Origin of the sequence: Butyrivibrio sp. LC3010 (genome assembly GCF_000424385.1) — a bacterium.
In the GTDB taxonomy this organism is placed as follows: Bacteria; Bacillota; Clostridia; order Lachnospirales; family Lachnospiraceae; genus Butyrivibrio.
Window position 1 is genome coordinate 16,456 of sequence record NZ_AUJU01000005.1, and the last position, 19,333, is coordinate 35,788.

The window sequence follows — 19,333 nt, forward strand, 5'->3', positions numbered from 1 at the left end:
TATGACTAAAATTGTTCCAATAGAAGAGCTAATAATACAAGAAGTGGCGGCAAGAGAACTGCCAAAGGATATTCAAGAAGGAGTGCAAGTTTACTGGAATGAACTTACAGCAAAGTACCCGGGGATGTTTAATGGGGCGTTATATTCTGTAATCAATATGGAAAATGATGACGGCACAGTCACGATAACCTGTGAGCCCTCTGATTATGCCCATTACAAATACAGTGAGATCATGGATCTTGGAGAGTATGCATGTAGAAGTATGTATGCCGGTTGCATATTAGTTTCATCTGACAAAAAGCTGTTTGTTTCATTAAATGGAGTAGGTTCAGAGTTTGTAGGAAAGATTCAGGGGATAGGTGGAGTTATGGACCCTTCTGACAGGATTATTGGTGGTGCCACACGCAAGGATGGCAGTACAGAGACTAATAAGCTATCACCCTTAGTAACAGCATTTCGAGAGCTTGAAGAAGAGGTAGGAAAAGAAATCAGGAATAGCGTTACTGATATAGGCAAATCATATCTTGTTACTAATGACAATAAGTATGGCTTTCCTTTTGTGTTTTATTCAAGCCTTGATTCAGAAAACATTCTACATGCCTTTGATTCTTTTAAGAAGGAGACCGGCAGTAATGAGGTTGATAGGCTGATCTATTTTGGAAAAGATGATACGGCTGAACTTGAGAAATATGAATCCGGACAAGATATTGGTGTAGTGGATCTTTTGAAAATCATTATGGGGGAATTGTAAAAAAAGAAACTGAATATTACTTGTCTTTATCTCTATATAATAGGCAAAAAAAGACAAATAATGATTTTGCTATGCATATTTGGAACTTATTTTATATGCTGTAAAAGTGGTACAAACTTGGTACAAAAGAAAGGCAAGGCCGGCGAAGCCCCTTTCTCTGCGGGTTTTTGGGACTATTAAAAGTTCGATCCCGGTCGCCGGCAGTAAAGAGAAGCAGTGATGCTTCTCTTTTTTTTGCTGTATCATTAAGGTATAATATAGCTAACGATTGAAGCTATAAATGAGGTGCAAGCTTTTATGAGTGATATAAAAGAAAAAAATGAATTGGATTATACATGTGGAATTTCTGATGATGAACTAACTCAGAGATTTATTGAGTCCATTCGCATTGATGAAGAAATTAGAAAGATAAAAGGACTTCCTACATCAGGATATGATGCTGATTTAAAGAAGGCATATTTACTTTATCCGGATGGGAGGAAAGAATATGTCTGAGGAGAAGGCAAAGAAGAAGCAGCTGGATGAGGTGCTGACGCTGGATAGATAAGGTTCTGATCTATGATCTGGAGCATATCGAGATCAGGTAGAAGTTTCCAGATGAAGTGATAAAGTTCATAGAGGGATAGGCGGCGGAGCCGGTTGGAGCGATCTGATCGGCTTCTTTTTTTGCTTGAAAAATCCTGAGATTAAAATATACTACTAGTTATACAAATAAGACAACGATTGATCAGAGAACAGGGAAGAAATCATGGTCAAAAATAATATCGAATTAGATGTGAAAGTTAAGTGCATAGAGCAGGGAAAGACTCAGGCGCAGGTGGCGAAAGAGATTGATACCACCAGGGCCTATGTAAACCGGGTTATCAAGCGAAACGAGAGCGTAGTCAATAATACCTTCGTCAAGATGATGGAGGCATTGGGGTTTGACATTGAACTGCATTATGTGAAGAGGGAAGAGTAAGTGGAAATACTGGATAAACGAATAGATGATGGAACAGCATTTGATTGGGGAAGAACATCTGAGGAATATGCCAGGTACAGAGATATCTATCCGGATGAATTTTATAAGAAGATTGCGGACAGGGGTCTTTGCATAAATGGGCAGAAAGTCCTTGACCTGGGAACCGGTACAGGCGTTCTGCCGCGCAATATGTACAAATATGGGGCGGAATGGTTCGGGACCGATATTTCTCCGGAGCAGATTGAGCAGGCAAAGATACTGGCTTCCGCTTCAAATATGAGGATAGACTTTCAGGCTGTTCCAACAGAACAACTGGATTTTACGGGAGAGACCTTTGATGTGATCACAGCTTGTCAGTGCTTCTGGTACTTTGACCATGAGAAGGTAATCCCCAAACTGGCTGATCTTTTGAAACCGGATGGAAAGTTGCTCATCCTGTATATGGCATGGCTGCCATATGAAGATAAAATCGCAGGCGCAAGCGAAGAACTTGTGCTTAAGTACAGTCCAAAATGGTCAGGTGCCGGGGAAACGAGACATCCAATTTGGATTCCGGATGTAGCATATGACTATTTTGAGATGGAGGATCATGAGGAATATGATCTGATGGTACCATTTACCAAAGAATCCTGGCATGGGAGAATGAGAGCCTGCAGAGGTGTGGGAGCCTCATTGTCAGAGACAGAATTAGCCAGGTGGGATAAAGAACACAGGGAGCTGTTGGACAGGATCGCACCGGAACAGTTTGAAGTCCTGCACTATGCAGCTTCTGCAGTGCTGCGAAAGAGAGAAAAAATAAGTGGAGATAGTTACAGCGAAAAAGGAGGATTTGGAAATCGTTCGTAAGATTACCAGATCCACAATCAAATCAATATATCCCCGATATTATCCAGCAGGAGCCGTGGAGTTCTTTCTGGCACATCATTCGGACGAACATATTGTGACGGATATCTCTGATAATAAGATTTTTGTTTTATATGAGGGCGGAGAGTCGGTCGGTACAGTGACGATTAAGGACAATAGTATTAATCGTTTGTTTGTTCTTCCAGATTACCAGCATAAGGGATATGGGAAGGCCCTGCTTGATTTTGCGGAGAAGAAGATACTGGAATTGTATGAATGTGTTCAGATCGATGCATCATTTCCGGCAAAGCGGATTTATTTGAAACGCGGATATAAGGAAATAGAGTATAACATCATCAAAACGGATAACGGTGATTGTCTCTGCTATGATGTTATGAGATTGGAGAAAAAGCATGGTTAGAGAAGCTGAACAAAGTGATCTGGATGCAATACTTGAACTGTATCTGTTCTTACATGAGGACAGTATCCCTGAAAAAGACGAGCATTTGAGAGATACATGGCTTCAGATAATACAGGATACGAATCACCATCTGATTGTGAACGAGGTGGATGGTAAGATTGTTTCATCTTGCGTGTGCGTGATCATCCCCAATCTGACAAGAAATATCCGCCCCTATGCTTTTATTGAAAACGTGGTGACACGTAAGGATTATCGGGGAAAAGGCTATGCCAGTGAATGTCTGGAGTTTGCCAGGGAGATTGCAGAAAAAGAGAACTGCTATAAGATGATGCTACTGACAGGTTCAAAGAAGCCGGAGACTCTTCAGTTTTATGAAAAATGCGGATATAACAGTAGCGACAAGACAGCCTTTATACAGTGGCTGGGAATTGAGAAATAAAGCAGATGGCATCATTATTACAGTCAACATTAAATACGAGGGCACTGCCTATAGGAAATCTACGTTATATACGAAGTGATTATCCAGGAAAACTTACAGATCAGGAAGTGAAGTGGCTTGTTCAAAATGATGATGGAACAAGTTTGTAAAGGATTTCTGCGAAGATGAGGCAACGAAGGAGTTTCCATAGAGGCTGAAAGTGGCAGCGGCGTTATGGAAGTCAGTAAGAGAGTCGGATATGAAAAAAGAATATTCGCATGATCTGCTTGAAAAGTACAAGAATGATATAGGACAGGTAAGTTGCTGATGATATTGAGAGATTTCAAAAAGGAAGATGCGCAGATTATAGCCGGGTGGCTCCAATCAGAGGAAGAATTATACAAATGGTCTGCTGACAGGTTTAATAAGTATCCTCTTTCGGGAAATGACATAAATGAAAACTATGCACCTCAGCTTGAAACGAGGCGTTTCTATCCACTAACGGCAGTAGATGATAATGGCGATGTTTTAGGGCATTTCATCATACGGTATCCGCGAGTTGACGATGACAGTTCTGTTCGGTTTGGCTTTGTAATAGTCAATCCCGCTATAAAGGGAAAAGGGTACGGAAAAGAACTGCTTCAGCTTGGAATAGGATATGTAAAGGAACATCTCAGCGCCAAAAGGATTGATCTGGGTGTATTTGATAATAATGAGAGTGCAAGGTATTGTTATGAGGCGGTAGGGTTTACGGCGTATGCTACGCGAGAATGTGAGATGCCGATAGGAACCTGGAAATGTACGGATATGGAAATGTTCATAGAAAAATCGCTTGAAACAGAACGCTTGATCATGCGTTGCTGGAACGAAAGCGATGCAGAGGATTTATATAAATATGCCAGTGATCCCGATGTGGGTCCTATTGCCGGATGGCCTGCTCATCAGAGTATTGAAGAGAGCCGGGATGTGATAAAGAATGTCTTTAACGGCAAAGAGGCCTATGCTGTTTGTCTGAAAGAGGATGGCAAGGCTATCGGAGCAATTGAACTGAAGCTGAACGGTCATACCGATATGACTGACCGAGATGATGAATGCGAGATGGGATACTGGCTCGGAAAGCCGTTCTGGGGTCAGGGCATTATGCCGGAAGCGGTGAAGGAAATGCTGCGCCATGCTTTTGAGGACTTAGGTATGCAGAAGGTATGGATTGGATATTATGAAGGCAATGCCAAGTCCAAGCGAGTCCAGGAGAAATGCGGATTCAAGTATCAGTGGCGATCCGAAAATGTGGATGTGCCGCTGATGCACGAGAAGCGGACAGGCCATGTGAGCCTGATGACGAAGGAAGATTGGAAAACATCACACAGGACTATGAAACGGGAACTTGGGATTGCGCGCTGCGGGCTGGCTTGCTGCTTATGCTCCGAGAATTTTACATGTAAAGGATGTAAACGCGATGGTTTTATGGAACTTTCATGGTGTAAGGATGCAGAATGGTGTGAAGTACGCAGATGCGGTATTGATAAAAACCTGAGTGGGTGCTATGAGTGCAACCCTGCGGAATGCCGTAAGGGTTTATATGCAGAAAAAATAAAGCCAAGGGCTTTTGCGGAATATGCCCGGAGGTATGGACTTGAAGAACTTCTTGATTGCTTGGAACGTAATGAACGAGCAGGCGTGGTCTATCATCGTGAAGGAATAACGGGTGACTACGATGATTTTGATGATTTAGAGGAACTGATTGATTTTATCAAAACCGGTAAAAAGATGTGCATAGATTTGAAGCCGATAGCACGAGAGGATATTGAAACAGTCTGGAAGATGCAGGTGGAAGCATTCTCGGATCTTTTGGAAAAATATCAGGATTATGATATGAGTCCCGCGGCTGAAGACATGGATAAAGTATTAGCAAGGTTTGAACAGCCGTGGACGACATATTTCTTCATTATGGCAAATAATGAGAAGGTAGGAGTGATCCGTGTTGTAGATAAGAAAGACGGGAGCAGAAAGCGGATTTCTCCTATTTGGATCATGCCTGAGTACCGAAATAAAGGATATGCGCAGCAGGCAATACTTGTGGCGGAGAAAAAATATGGATCAACCCATTGGTGTCTGGATACCATATTACAGGAAAAAGGCAATCTTCATTTGTATGAGAAACTTGGCTATCATCAGACAGGCAGAATTGATAGAGTTAACGATCATATGGATATAGTGTACTACGAAAAAGATTGAGGAAAGCGCATGGATGATACAATGAAAGTTGAGAAGGCTGATATCGAAGATATAGATTCCCTTGTTGAACTCCGGCTTGATTACCTAATAGGAGATACAGAGTATTGCGGTTCTCTTTTTTGTACCATTTTGTACTGTAGAATAGTGTGTATAATTGCATTGGTAGGGGAAGAGGAAGACAAAAGTATGATAACACATCCAATTGAGCCAATATATGATTATAATTCTAATATCCTGATTTTAGGGAGCTTTCCATCGGTTAAATCAAGGGAGGAAGGCTTTTTCTATGGACACAAGCAGAATAGATTTTGGAAGATAGTTTCCAAAGTATTCGAAGAGGAAGAACCCAGGACAATTGAGGAAAAGAAAGCTCTATTGATAAGGAATAAGATTGCATTATGGGATGTGATACAGTCATGCGATATAGTAGGATCATCGGATGCAAGTATCACAAATGTAGTGCCCAACGATTTAAGTGTTATCTTAAATACAGCGGATATCAAGGCAATATATGTGAATGGGAAAACAGCACTAAAATATTATAAAAAGTATACGGAGCCTGTGATCAAAAGGCCTGCAATATGTCTTCCATCTACGAGTCCCGCAAATGCTGCCTGGAATATGGAAAAGCTTTTGACTGCATGGAAGTGTATATCCAATCATTAAGCATGCAAGCGGGTCAGGGATATATGAAAATAGCTTAATAAATAGCAAGATGATTGGGAATTTTGCTTAAAAGTGGAATTTTATAATAGAGCCATGAAGGAAACGGTAGTTAAAAGATTAAGGTTGGCGGATGCATAAAATATGTGTAGCCTTTACTACACGGAAGTAGTACAAATAGAAGGCAAGGCTGGCGAAACTTTGGAAGTTGTTGTTCTTTTGAAAAATGATTATGGAGTAGATTTGAAGCATGATTAAAGGGAAAGTAAAAAACATTAAAGTAGGAATTTCAGCCTGCTCAAATGGGCATTTGCCGGAGTGGCAGGAGCAACTGACAGAACTTGAAAAGGTTCTTAGCGACATGAATATCGGGACAGATTTTTCTCCACATATCATGAGAACGGTTGATGTATATAGTGGAACTGATAAAGAAAGAGCTGAAGATCTCATGAAGTTTTATACCGATGATGAGATAGATGCGATTTATGATATCTCAGGCGGAGACCTGGCTAATGGAGTGTTAAAATATTTGGACTATGAAACCATTGCGAAGACCGATAAGACTTTCTGGGGATATAGTGACCTGACTACTGTTATAAATGCTATTTACACGATGACAGGTAAGCCAGGAGTTCTTTATCAGGTAAAGAACATGATTTGGTCCTGGGGGGATATTCAAAGGCAGAGATTTTCAGATTATATTTCAGGAAAGAATAATGACTTGTTTGATATAAAATACAGCTTTTTGCAAGGAAAAGCCATGCAGGGTGTGGTTGCAGGCGGCAATATCCGCTGTTTTACAAAACTTGCAGGAACCAGATACTGGCCTGATCTGAATGGGAAGATACTTCTTCTTGAGTCTCTTGGCGGGGAAGTTGGACAGATAGGGACTCTTTTTAACCAATTGGATGATATAGGAGTATTTGACCAAATAGCAGGAGTGTTGCTTGGGACTTTCACTAATTATGAAAAAGCAGAATTACCCCTTTCAGTATATGATCTTTTGAAAATGCATATCTCAAATACACTTCCTGTGGCATGTACAAGAGATATTGGGCATGGCCATGATGCAAAAGCAATCGTTATTGGGAAAGAATATGTTTTTTAGGGAGATAAAGCAATATTTTCCATTATATAGATTTGATCATTCCATCTGCGTAACGCAGGCGGTTTTTTATTCAAATGTTCTCATATGGTATAATTAAAATGACAGTTAAACAATTGCGAGGAGAGCATAATGACAGTAAAGGATTTAATGGTCGGTCAGACTGCAAGAATAGATGTAGTAGGTGGTGAAGGTGCGCTGAGACAGCACTTTCTGGATATGGGTGTTATTCCCGGGGCAGAGATCACTCTGGTGAAACTTGCGCCGCTTGGAGATCCCATGGAGCTTAGGATTCATGGGTATGAACTCACACTAAGACTTGCCGAAGCTGAGCAGATACAGGCTACACTTGTTGAACGGGAAGCTGAGGATAATGTAGAAGTCTCCAAAAAGCAGGAAATAGAGCATCCCGGTCTTGGTGAAGAAGGTAAGTATCATCCTAAGGGAAGCGGCAATCCATTACCAGATGAAGAGATTCTAACGTTTGCGCTGGTAGGAAACCAGAACTGCGGAAAGACAACATTGTTTAATCAGCTTACAGGTTCCAATCAGCATGTAGGTAATTTCCCCGGGGTAACAGTTGACAGGAAGGATGGTGCCATTCGTGGAAGATACAATACATCTATTACTGATCTTCCGGGTATATATTCCATGTCTCCATATTCAAGTGAAGAGCTGGTAAGCAGAGACTTTGTACTTAATGAGAAACCAAAAGCCATAATTAACATAGTTGATGCAACCAACATTGAGAGAAATCTGTATCTGACGATGCAGCTTCTTGAGATGGATATCCCTATGGTAATTGCCCTCAACATGATGGATGAGCTGAGAGGAAATGGCGGATCAGTCGATGTGAACCGAATGGAGAAATTGCTCGGAGTTCCGGTTGTTCCGATTTCAGCAGCGAAAAATGAGGGTATAGATGAGCTTGTACATCATGCAATACATATTGCTCACTATCAGGAAAAACCGCAGATTGATGATTTTTGCGATGTTAATGACCACGGCGGATCAGTTCACAGATGCATACATGCTATGATACATCTCATTGAAGACCATGCCCAAAAGGCGCAGATACCTGTTCGCTTTGCAGCGAGTAAAGTGATTGAAGGTGATGAGAGAATTATAAAAAGGCTGCAGCTTGATCAGAATGAAATAGAGATGGTGAAGCACATCACAAAGCAGATGGAAACAGAACGTGAGCTTGATTGCAGTGCTGCCATAGCAGATATGAGATTTTCCTTCATTGAAAAGGTCTGCGGGGAATGTGTGGTAAAACCCCACGAGAGTAAGGAACATTTAAGAAGTCAGAAGATAGATAAGTATCTCACGGGAAAATATACAGCAATTCCTATTTTTATCATTGTAATGGGAACTGTATTCTTTCTTACCTTTAATGTAATAGGTGCTTTTTTACAGGGATTGTTGGAAATGGGAATAGGAGCGCTTGGCGATGTTACTGACAAAGCGTTGACCCTGGCAGGCGTAAATGATGTTATACATGGTCTTGTTATAAACGGAATATTTGAAGGTGTAGGAAGTGTACTTAGTTTTCTTCCGATCATTGTTACCATGTTTTTCTTCTTATCCCTTTTGGAAGACAGCGGATATATTGCAAGAGTAGCTTTCTTCATGGATAAGATTTTGAGAAAAATCGGTCTTTCAGGAAGAAGTATCGTGCCAATGCTTATTGGTTTTGGGTGTACAGTACCTGCTGTTATGTCAACAAGGACCCTTCCCAGTGACAGGGACAGAAAGATGACAATACTTCTCACGCCTTTCATGAGTTGTACTGCAAAGCTTCCGATTTATACATTTTTTGCAGCTGCATTTTTCCCAAGGTATGGCTGGATTGTGGTGACACTTCTTTATTTTCTTGGAATAATTTTGGGAGTGCTGGTGGCTCTTATTTACAAAAAGGTTTTGTTTAAGGGTGAGGCGGTTCCTTTTGTCATGGAGCTTCCAAACTATCGAATGCCCAGTGCTAGAAGTGTGATGCAGCTTTTGTGGGAAAAGGCCAAGGACTTCTTACAGAAAGCCTTTACAGTTATTTTTGTAGCAACTGTTGTTGTATGGTTTTTGCAGAGCTTTGACTTGCATTTCAATCTCATTAATGACAGCAAAGACAGTATACTTGCGATGATTTCAGGATTACTGGTGCCACTGTTTAAGCCTATAGGACTTGGAGACTGGAGGATTGTTACTTCGCTTATCTCGGGATTTATGGCAAAAGAGAGCGTTGTCTCAGTTTTGCGGGTTCTTTTTGAAAGAGATGGTGTGGAAAATGTTCTGTCTGTTTTAACAGCAAGCAGTCTTTTGGTATTTTCTCTTCTTTATACGCCCTGTGTTGCAGCTGTGGCATCTATAAAAAGAGAAATGGGTATAAAATGGGCAGTCATGGTTGTATTGTGGCAATGTGTGGTTGCCTGGATAGCTGCTCTTGTAGTAAGAATTATTGGCATGGCTATGGGATTTTGAACCTGATTTGCTAAAAATATGTATCCCCTTTAATGAAGAGCGTAATCGACCAGGCTAAAGAATACAGTCGTGGTTAAGCTTTGTATTTTACAAGAAAAAGAAAGACTAAATAATATTAAAGACCTTCTGAATGATAGTAATAAATCATTCAGGAGGTTTTTATATTGTTTAAAAAGCATAACATGACAACTTTTGCAATGTGAGTAACAACTGTGACAATGGGTTTTTGTTTTTTTGCCATGTATTATGTAAGCATCAAGGGACCTGATGTATAAGTCAGATGAAAACCAGTATTTCGGAGGAGAATTGTCATGTTCGAAGAGATTAAAGAGAAATTTACAAAGATCGGTATTATTCCGGTTGTAGTTTTAGATGATGCTAAGGATGCGCACCCTCTTGGAAAGGCGCTTATGAACGGAGGACTTCCTGCAGCTGAGGTTACTTTCAGAACAGAGGCTGCTGAAGAGGCTATTCGTATTATGTCAAAGGATTTTCCGGACATGCTTGTTGGAGCAGGCACGGTACTTACCTGTGAGCAGGCAGACAGAGCAATGGCAGCAGGTGCCAAATTCATAGTAGCACCGGGCTTTAATCCCACTGTTGTTAAGCATTGTCTGGAGAAGGGATATCCTGTAACACCCGGCGTGCAGACACCAAGTGAGATGGAACAGGCTATGGAGCTTGGACTTGATTTTGTTAAGTTCTTCCCCGCAGAACCTGCAGGCGGACTTGCCATGATAAAGGCTTGCGCAGCTCCATATACAAAGCTCAAATTCATGCCTACCGGTGGAATAAACAAAGACAATGTAAGAGATTACCTTGGATATAACAAGATAGTTGCCTGTGGTGGAACCTGGATGGTTAAGGGTGATCTTATAAAAGCAGGTAATTTTGCAGAAGTTGAAGAAATGACAAGGCAGGCAGCGGAGATAGTTAAAGAGATTCGCGGCTGAAAAGATGTTTAAGATAAGCGGAAATAATAATTCCATAGCATCAGAAGGCAAGAGCTTTAAATACGATGTAAGGGGTTAGAGAAATTGGAGGATACAGATAATTATGGAAATGACACTTAGATGGTACGGAAAAGATTTTGATACCGTAACACTTGAACAGATAAGACAGATTCCCGGAGTTAAGGGAGTTATCACAACACTTTATGATACAAAGCCCGGGGAAGTCTGGAGCCGCGAGAGAATTAAGGCTATGAAGGATGAGGTTGAGGCAGCAGGTCTTAAAGTAGCTGGTATAGAGAGCGTCAATGTGCATGAGGATATTAAGCTTGGTAAGCCCGGCCGTGATCAGCTTATCGACAATTATATCGAGACACTTAAAAATCTTGGTGAAGAAGACATCCATATGGTGTGCTACAACTTCATGCCTGTCTTTGACTGGACACGTACGGAGCTTGCAAGAAAAAGAGCAGATGGTTCAACAGTTCTTGCATATACCCAGGAAGCTGTTGATGCACTTGTTCCGGAAGAGATGTTTAATTCAATTGCCGGTGATACTAACGGTTCAGTAATGCCCGGATGGGAGCCTGACAGACTTGCTCATGTTAAGGAGCTTTTTGAGGAGTACAAGGGAGTTACAGACGAAGATCTATTTGAAAATCTTAAGTATTTCCTTGAGAGGATAATGCCTGTATGTGATCAGTATGATATCAACATGGCTATACATCCTGATGATCCTGCATGGCCTGTATTTGGTCTTCCCAGGATCATAATCAATAAAGAAAATATCCATCGTATGATGAAGATGGTTGATAATCCGCACAATGGTGTAACCTTCTGCTCTGGTTCATATGGTACTAACTTAGAGAATGATTTACCGGATATGATCAGAAGTCTCAAGGGAAGAATTCATTTTGCACATGTTCGTAATCTTAAGTTCAATTCTCCTACAGATTTTGAGGAAGCAGCTCATCTCTCAAGCGATGGAAGCTTTGATATGTATGAGATTGTTAAGGCTCTTTATGATATCGGATTTACAGGTCCCATCCGTCCTGATCACGGACGTATGATCTGGGGTGAAAAGGCTATGCCCGGATACGGACTTTATGACAGAGCACTTGGTGCAACTTATATCAATGGCCTTTGGGAAGCAATCGAAAAGAGTAATAAGTAATAGGGGATGATAGCAATGAAATTAACAAACGAAGGTATTAAGGATAGAAAGGTCTGGGAGGAAAAAGGTTATAAGCTTCCGGGCTATGACAGAGAAAAAATGGTAGAAAGAACCAAAGAAAATCCTACATGGGTTCATTTTGGTGCAGGTAATATATTCAGAGCTTTTCAGGCAAATGTTGTTGAAAAGCTTCTGGATGAGGGTGTAACAGATACAGGTCTCATCGTTGCAGAGGGCTACGATTATGAGATTGTTGAAAAGTACAACAGACCCTGCGATAACTTAAGCATTCTTGCAACGCTTAAGGCTGACGGAACAGTTGAAAAAAGCGTGGTTGGCTCAATAGCAGAATCCTGCATACTGGATGAAGAGAACGAGAAGGAAATCGAAAGACTGCGCGAGATTTTCAGAAAGCCGTCTCTTCAGATGGTCAGCTTTACGATCACTGAAAAAGGTTACAAGACCAGAGCTTATATGAATAAGGTTGTTGGACTGCTGCTTGAAAGATATAAAGCTGGAAGTCTTCCGGTTTCAATCGTTTCCATGGATAACTGTTCTCATAACGGAGATAAATTGAAGGAAGCAGTAGTGGAAATCGCAGGCGAATGGGTAGAGAGCGGCAAGTGTGATAAAGGATTTGTTGACTACATTAATAATCCCAAGCTTATCGCATTTCCTCTTACAATGATCGATAAGATCACACCCCGTCCGGATGACACTGTAAAAGCAATGCTTGTTGAGGATGGTGTTGAAGGTGCAGAGCCTATAGTTACAACAAAGCACACCTATGTTGCAAATTTTGTTAATGCCGAAGAAACTGAATACCTGGTTGTTGAGGACCTTTTCCCTAACGGACGTCCTCAGCTTGAAAAAGGCGGAATTATTTTCACAGACAGAGAAACAGTAGATAAGACAGAAAAGATGAAGGTATGCACCTGCCTTAATCCGCTTCATACAGCACTTGCCATTTTCGGTTGCCTCCTTGGATATACAACAATTCATGATGAAATGGATGACGCAGATTTAAAGAGACTTGTAACAAGACTTGGTAAGGAAGAGGGAATGAAGGTAGTAGTTGATCCCAAGGTACTTTCTCCTTTTGAATTCCTTGATGCGGTACTTACAAAAAGACTTCCCAATCCTTTCATGCCTGATACACCGCAGCGTATTGCCTGTGATACATCACAAAAGCTCCCCATCCGTTTTGGTGAGACCATAAAGGCATACAGGAAACAGAGTGAACTTAGCACAGATAGCCTTCAGGTAGTGCCTCTTGTTCTTGCAGGATATTTAAGATATCTGGAAGGTATCGATGATGAAGGAAGAGAATTCGAGCAGAGCCCTGATCCGCTTCTCGATGAATTAAAAGCTCTTTCTCCTGAAGATGTTCTTAAGAGAGAAGATGTATTTGGCGTAAATCTTTACGAGGATAATCTTGCCAGGAGAGTGCTTGAAATATATTCAGATATGAAGGGCAACGGCAATGTAAGAAAGAAACTTGAGAAAATATGATGAAGTTTATGGATAAAGATTTTCTCCTTTCAAACGATACTGCAAAAGAGCTTTTTAGCGCAGTTAAGGATGAGCCCATAATAGATTTTCATAATCACTTAAATCCAAAGGAAATCTATGAGGATAAATGCTTTGACAACATGGCTGAGGTCTGGCTTGGAGGAGATCACTACAAGTGGAGAGCCATGAGAGCAAACGGAGTATCTGAGAGACTTATTACCGGTGACGGTGCACCATTTGATAAGTTTATGGCCTGGGCTGACACAGTTCAGAATCTTATCGGCAATCCGTTATATCATTGGACTCATCTGGAACTTCAACGTTACTTTGGAATCGAAGAACCACTCAGTCCTGATACTGCAGAAGATATTTGGAACAAATGCAATGATAAACTGCATAAGAAGGAGTACTCAGTACGCAATCTGTTAAGGATGCAAAATGTATCCGTTTTGTGTACCACAGATGACCCTGTTGATAATCTTATGTGGCATAGAAAAATCCGTGAGGATGGTTTTGAGATTAAGGTTCTTCCAAGCTTCAGACCTGAGAAGGCAATCGGAATAGAAAAAGAAGGCTTTGCAGATTATATTAAAAAGCTCAGTGAAACAGTAGGCTTTGAGATAGACAGCACTGAAACACTGCTTAAGGCGCTTGAGCTTCGCCTTGAATTTTTCCTTGAAAATGGATGCAGGGTTTCCGATCATAGCCTTGAGAGTACCTTCTTTGTGCCTACTACTAAGGAAGAGGTTGATGAGCTTTTAATGAAAAAACTCTCCGGTGCAGTACTTAGTGAGGAAGAGCAGGGCAAGTTTAGGGGCTACATGCTCACCGAACTTGGAAGACTCTACTCAAAACATGATATTGTGATGCAGCTTCATATAGGAGCTATAAGGAATAACTCTGAGAGATTCTTTAAAAAGCTTGGTCCGGATACAGGTTTTGATGCTTTAAATGATTTTAATTATGCTCCGCAGCTTTCAGCATTACTGTCTGCAATGGATTTAAGAGATGAACTTCCAAGAACAATCCTTTACTGCTTAAATCCTAAGGATACTGAGATGCTTGTAGCGATGGCAGGAACATTTTGCAGTAATGAAAAAAATATAAAAGGCAAGGTACAGCCCGGTGCAGCCTGGTGGTTCTGTGACCACAAGAACGGAATGGAGAGGCAGATAGAGTCAATGTCTGATGGTGGACTTATCTCTACATCAATAGGAATGCTTACAGATTCAAGAAGCTTTTTGTCATTCCCGCGTCATGAACTGTATCGCAGAATCCTTTGTAATAAGATTGGCAGCTGGGTTGAAAATGGTGAATATCCGAAAGATATGGGATATTTAAGTAATCTTGTAAAAAATATCTGTGGACGTAATGCAGTAGAGTATTTCGGATTTTAAATAATACTGACAGGGATGTGGCATGATTTGCCAATGTTACTGAGGGCAGACCGGCATGAGTCAGATAAAAACATGTGATTATAAATGAGGAGCTAACAATGGATTTAAACTTAAGAGATAAAAAAGATTGTAAATATGACGCAGTTTCACTTGGAGAAGTAATGCTTAGATTTGATCCCGGTGAAGGACGTATTCGTACAGCCAGAGAATTTAAGGTTTGGGAAGGCGGCGGAGAGTACAATGTTATCCGTGGTCTCAGAAGATGCTTTGGCATGGATACTGCGGTAATAACAGCGTTTGCTGATAATGAAGTAGGACACCTCGTAGAAGATTTCATCATGCAGGGCGGCGTGGATACAAGACTTATCAATTGGAAAAAGACTGATGGAATCGGCAGAGAGTGCAGAAATGGTCTTAACTTTGTGGAGAGAGGCTTTGGCATAAGAGGTGCTCTTTCCTGCTCAGACAGAGCAAATACTGCAATCTCACAGGCTACTGATAAGGATTTCGATTTTGATTATATCTTTGGCGAGCTCGGAGTAAGATGGTTCCATACAGGCGGAATCTATGCGGCTCTTTCAGAGCAGTCAGCTGAGACAGTTGTTAAGGCGATTAAAACTGCAAAGAAATATGGCACAGTAGTTTCCTATGACCTCAATTACAGAGCTTCTATGTGGTCTGCAATCGGCGGACAGAAAAAAGCCCAGGAGGTTAATAAGGAAATCGCAAAGTATGTGGATGTTATGATCGGAAATGAAGAAGACTTCACAGCCTGCCTTGGCTTCGAGATTGAAGGAAATGATGCTAATCTCAAGGAGCTGAATCTCGATGGATATAAGAAGATGATCGATGAGGCTGCTAAGGTTTATCCTAACTTCAAAGTAGTTGCCACAACTCTTAGAACAGTTAAGACTGCAACTGTAAATGACTGGTCAGCACTTTGCTGGGCTGATGGTCAGATCTTCAAGGCTAAGGATTACAAGGGGCTTGAGATTCTCGACCGCGTAGGCGGCGGTGATTCATTTGCATCCGGACTTGTTTACGGACTTATGACAACCGGTGATGCAGCTAAGGCTGTTGAGTACGGAACAGCTCACGGAGCACTTGCAATGACAACTCCCGGTGATACAACAATGGCTACCTGTGCTGAGGTTGAGGCCATCATGGGCGGTGCAGGCGCAAGAGTTAAGAGATAAGATCTTTATTATAGCTCCCGGTCGATGTTTATCGGCCGGGAGTATTTTGTTATCGATAGCTTATTGAAATTCGGTATTGATTTATAAATCATTATAGGGTATAGTCTTGTATACATGGAAAACGTTTTCTTAAAGGAGACTATATGAATTTAAGTGCAATATACCATAGAATGTCAGAACAATACTGCTATCCCCTTGACCAGGATCAGCTGATAATCAATATTAAGACCGGATACGACGTTGATAAAGTATATATCTATCATGGAGATCCCTATGATGCGGGTATCATGGGTGGTAATGAGCGCTGGAGCGGTCATAAGGAAGAGATATATTTCAAAAAGAGATTAAAGGATCATATCTGGTGGACAACCACACTTCGTCCTGAGTATAAGAGATGTAAATATTATTTCGAGATTCATTCAGGTGATGAGTGCATCTATTACTTTGAGGATGGATTCCTCACAGATGAGGAGATGAACCAGGAGGGGAAGACTCTTTCCTATTTCATAATGCCCTGGATGAATGCTGCAGATGTCTGCGATACTCCTGCCTGGGTTAATGATACCGTGTGGTATCAGATTTTCCCTGAGAGATTCTGTAATGGAGATGAGAGCATTAATCCCACGAATGTTCTGGAGTGGCAGACCGGTAAGGTGGGCATGAAGGATTATTACGGAGGGGACATCAGAGGTATACGCGACAGGCTCTCATATTTGAAGGAGCTTGGAATAACAGGTATTTACCTGAATCCTGTTTTTGAAGCCCACAGTAATCATAAGTATAATACTTTTGATTACAAGAAGGTGGATCCTGCCTTCGGAACTAATGATGATTTGAAGGCGCTGGTCAGAGAGGCACATGATGCAGGTATAAGGGTTATGCTGGATGCGGTTTTCAATCACACTGGAGCAGATCATCCCATGTGGCAGGATGTGCTGAAAAATGGAAAGGACTCTGAGTATGCGGACTGGTATATGGTAAACAAGTGGCCTGTGGAACAGGGACGCGATACCAGAGATGGAAGATATTATTCCTTTGCTTTTGCGGAGTACATGCCAAAGCTCAACACCAGTAATCAGGCTGTTCAGGATTATCTTTTGGATATCATCAGATTCTGGATTGAGGAATTTGACATAGATGGTCTTAGATTTGATGTTGGTAATGAGGTGTCTCACTCATTCTTAAAGGCAGTCAGATACATGACAAAGCGTATGAAGAGTGACTTTTACCTACTTGGTGAGATATGGCATGATTCAGTATCATGGCTGAGGGGAGATGAGTATGACTCAGTAATGAATTATCCGCTTTCTACAGCTATAGCAGATTTCTGGGTTTATAAAAACAGAGGTAAAGAGACTTTTGAATATGATATAAACAGATGCTTTACCATGTATTATTCTCAGGTAAACGATGTACTGTTTAATCTTCTGGATTCTCATGACACTAACAGACTTTTTGAGAAGGCTGAGAAAAATGTAGATATATTCTATCAGCAGCTGGCTGTACTATTTACAATGCCGGGAAGTCCCTGCATATATTACGGAACAGAAGTCATCATGGATGGAACATATGATCCTGATTGCCGCAGATGTATGCCCTGGGATGAGATAGATGCAGGAAAGAAATCAGCTGAGATTTCTGAAATAAAGAATCTTATTAATATGAGGAAAAGCCTGCAGGCTTGCAAGAGCAGGAATTTCCATTTCTCTGATGATATCGAAGAGAAAAGGGTAATAGAGTATTTGAAGATTGGTGAAAATGAAAGCCTTCAGATTTATCTTAACTGTGAGGAAAAGCCTGTGCAGCTCGATATAAAGGATTTCTCAGATATTGTTTACTCAAGAAAATGGGAGATGGACACGGAAGATATTGGAACCTTGGGGGTAAATGGAATTCTTATATTAAGGCATTAAGTATTTGGTGGCTGTCACGCTGGTTTTAGCGTGGCAGCGTTTTTATATCATAGGAAATTTCTTTCCTATGATATAAAAACGCTCCGCGAGGATGCGCACTCGCGCGAAAGGAATATGTTGCATTCTGCAACCGCGCTCGGCGCGAGAATGTCGCAAGCGACATTCTTTTCTTACCATATAGGAAATTCCGTTGGATTTCCTATATGATAAAAAGCACTCCGTGGGATGCACAGCTAGCGCGTGGTTTTCACGATCTCGAGAAGGAGTAAATATAAATTAAAATATTGATATTACGTTAACTTTTTTACAATATCTGCTATAATAAAGGGTGTTGTCTTGAATTGTTTTACTTAATGCAAAAAGAGGATTGGGGTCAGAGTATGGGAAAAGTTGCGGTTTTATCTGAAAATATGAAAAAGAGAATAATAGGAAAGGATGACGTGATCAGAAAAGTCATCACAGTGCTGCTTGCAGGTGGACATGTTCTTCTTGAGGATGTTCCGGGGGTTGGTAAAACATCTCTTGCAAGAGCGCTTGCTGATTCTCTTTCCTGTAGTTTTGCCAGGATACAGTGCACTCCTGACACTATGCCGTCTGACATAACGGGCTTGTCTGTGTACAGTATGGAAAAGGGAGAATTCAAAGTTCTTCCGGGTCCCATAGTAAATCAGATAGTTCTTGCTGATGAGATCAACAGGACATCTCCAAAGACTCAGGCTGCTCTGCTTGAAGCCATGGAGGAGAGACAGGTTACCATAGATGGCAATTCAATTTCTATTCCCGAACCTTTCATGGTTATCGGTACGCAGAATCCCATGGAGATGGCAGGAACCTATCCGCTTCCGGAGGCGCAGCTTGACAGATTCATGATGAAGCTTTCTATAGGGTACCCTTCAAAGGACAGTTCAGTTCAAATTGCAGACGATTTTCTAAAAGGAATACTTCATGAGGAAACTCAGGCTGTACTTTCAGCTGAGGATATCATACAGATGAAGGAAGAAGCGGCTAAGGTTGAGATACATAAAGACCTGGTGAATTATGCGGTAAACGTTGTCGAAGAGACGAGAAAACATCACAGTATAAAATGCGGGGCAAGCCCGAGAGCCCTGCTTGATCTTTTGAGAGCATCCCAGGCAAGGGCATATCTTGACGAGCGTAATTACTGCATCCCGCTTGATGTTTTCGAGACTGCAAAGGATGTTTTGCCCCACAGACTGATATTATCAGCTGAGGCTAAGATGAATAAAATGTCACAGGAAACTGTAATGCTTCAAATACTTAATAATCATCCTGTTCCGCAGTAAACCGGTGTCGCT

General features: G+C 41.3%; 18 protein-coding genes. All 18 read left to right on the forward strand.

Annotated elements, in window-relative coordinates; all coding sequences use genetic code 11:
- The first annotated feature begins 1 nt into the window (after position 1).
- The gene (locus G622_RS0105090; RefSeq protein ID WP_026509791.1) at positions 2-751 is read left to right on the forward strand and encodes a hypothetical protein; all 750 of its coding nucleotides are present in this window, start codon (positions 2-4) and stop codon (positions 749-751) included.
- Positions 752-1,048: 297 nt separating this feature from the next.
- The gene (locus G622_RS0105095) at positions 1,049-1,246 is read left to right on the forward strand and encodes a hypothetical protein (protein WP_242832958.1); all 198 of its coding nucleotides are present in this window, start codon (positions 1,049-1,051) and stop codon (positions 1,244-1,246) included.
- 253 nt (positions 1,247-1,499) lie between these two features.
- Positions 1,500-1,712, forward strand: coding sequence for a helix-turn-helix domain-containing protein (locus G622_RS0105100; RefSeq protein ID WP_026509793.1), 213 nt, complete (start codon positions 1,500-1,502; stop codon positions 1,710-1,712).
- Positions 1,713-2,558: a class I SAM-dependent methyltransferase gene (locus tag G622_RS21695; protein ID WP_044957172.1), complete on the forward strand. Its 846-nt coding sequence runs from the start codon at positions 1,713-1,715 to the stop codon at positions 2,556-2,558.
- On the forward strand, positions 2,542-2,976 hold the full coding sequence (locus G622_RS0105110) for a GNAT family N-acetyltransferase (protein WP_242832959.1): 435 nt from the start codon (positions 2,542-2,544) through the stop codon (positions 2,974-2,976). Before G622_RS21695 ends, G622_RS0105110 begins: the two co-directional genes overlap by 17 nt.
- Positions 2,969-3,415 carry a GNAT family N-acetyltransferase gene (locus tag G622_RS0105115; protein WP_026509795.1) on the forward strand — a complete coding sequence of 149 codons (447 nt, stop codon included), beginning with the start codon at positions 2,969-2,971 and terminating at the stop codon, positions 3,413-3,415. Before G622_RS0105110 ends, G622_RS0105115 begins: the two co-directional genes overlap by 8 nt.
- A gap of 5 nt (positions 3,416-3,420) precedes the next feature.
- Positions 3,421-3,564: a hypothetical protein gene (locus G622_RS25680; protein ID WP_155831422.1), complete on the forward strand. Its 144-nt coding sequence runs from the start codon at positions 3,421-3,423 to the stop codon at positions 3,562-3,564.
- 157 nt (positions 3,565-3,721) lie between these two features.
- Positions 3,722-5,629 (forward strand): GNAT family N-acetyltransferase, encoded by a 1,908-nt coding sequence (locus tag G622_RS27130; protein ID WP_330363566.1) that lies wholly within the window; start codon positions 3,722-3,724, stop codon positions 5,627-5,629.
- A 186-nt stretch (positions 5,630-5,815) separates the two neighbouring features.
- Complete coding sequence (locus G622_RS0105135) at positions 5,816-6,295, forward strand: DNA-deoxyinosine glycosylase (RefSeq protein WP_044957192.1); 480 nt, start codon at positions 5,816-5,818, stop codon at positions 6,293-6,295.
- Between the two features lie 247 nt (positions 6,296-6,542).
- Complete coding sequence (locus tag G622_RS0105145) at positions 6,543-7,400, forward strand: LD-carboxypeptidase (RefSeq protein WP_044916845.1); 858 nt, start codon at positions 6,543-6,545, stop codon at positions 7,398-7,400.
- 129 nt (positions 7,401-7,529) lie between these two features.
- Positions 7,530-9,875, forward strand: coding sequence for a ferrous iron transport protein B (gene feoB, locus G622_RS0105150; RefSeq protein WP_026509798.1), 2,346 nt, complete (start codon positions 7,530-7,532; stop codon positions 9,873-9,875).
- A gap of 311 nt (positions 9,876-10,186) precedes the next feature.
- Positions 10,187-10,828, forward strand: a complete 642-nt coding sequence (locus G622_RS0105155) for a bifunctional 4-hydroxy-2-oxoglutarate aldolase/2-dehydro-3-deoxy-phosphogluconate aldolase (RefSeq protein ID WP_044957174.1) — start codon at positions 10,187-10,189, stop codon at positions 10,826-10,828.
- A 103-nt stretch (positions 10,829-10,931) separates the two neighbouring features.
- Complete coding sequence (gene uxuA, locus G622_RS0105160; RefSeq protein WP_026509800.1) at positions 10,932-11,999, forward strand: mannonate dehydratase; 1,068 nt, start codon at positions 10,932-10,934, stop codon at positions 11,997-11,999.
- 15 nt (positions 12,000-12,014) lie between these two features.
- A complete protein-coding gene (locus tag G622_RS0105165; protein ID WP_026509801.1) occupies positions 12,015-13,511 on the forward strand; it encodes a mannitol dehydrogenase family protein in 1,497 nt (498 codons plus the stop codon).
- Positions 13,508-14,908, forward strand: coding sequence for a glucuronate isomerase (gene uxaC / locus G622_RS0105170; protein ID WP_026509802.1), 1,401 nt, complete (start codon positions 13,508-13,510; stop codon positions 14,906-14,908). Before G622_RS0105165 ends, uxaC begins: the two co-directional genes overlap by 4 nt.
- Positions 14,909-15,006: 98 nt before the next feature.
- Entirely contained in the window at positions 15,007-16,104 is a 1,098-nt protein-coding gene (locus G622_RS0105175) for a sugar kinase (protein ID WP_026509803.1), read from the forward strand.
- A gap of 143 nt (positions 16,105-16,247) precedes the next feature.
- Positions 16,248-18,017, forward strand: a complete 1,770-nt coding sequence (locus G622_RS0105180) for a glycoside hydrolase family 13 protein (RefSeq protein WP_044957176.1) — start codon at positions 16,248-16,250, stop codon at positions 18,015-18,017.
- Between the two features lie 380 nt (positions 18,018-18,397).
- Positions 18,398-19,321, forward strand: a complete 924-nt coding sequence (locus G622_RS0105185; RefSeq protein WP_026509805.1) for an AAA family ATPase — start codon at positions 18,398-18,400, stop codon at positions 19,319-19,321.
- The last annotated feature ends 12 nt before the right edge of the window (positions 19,322-19,333 follow it).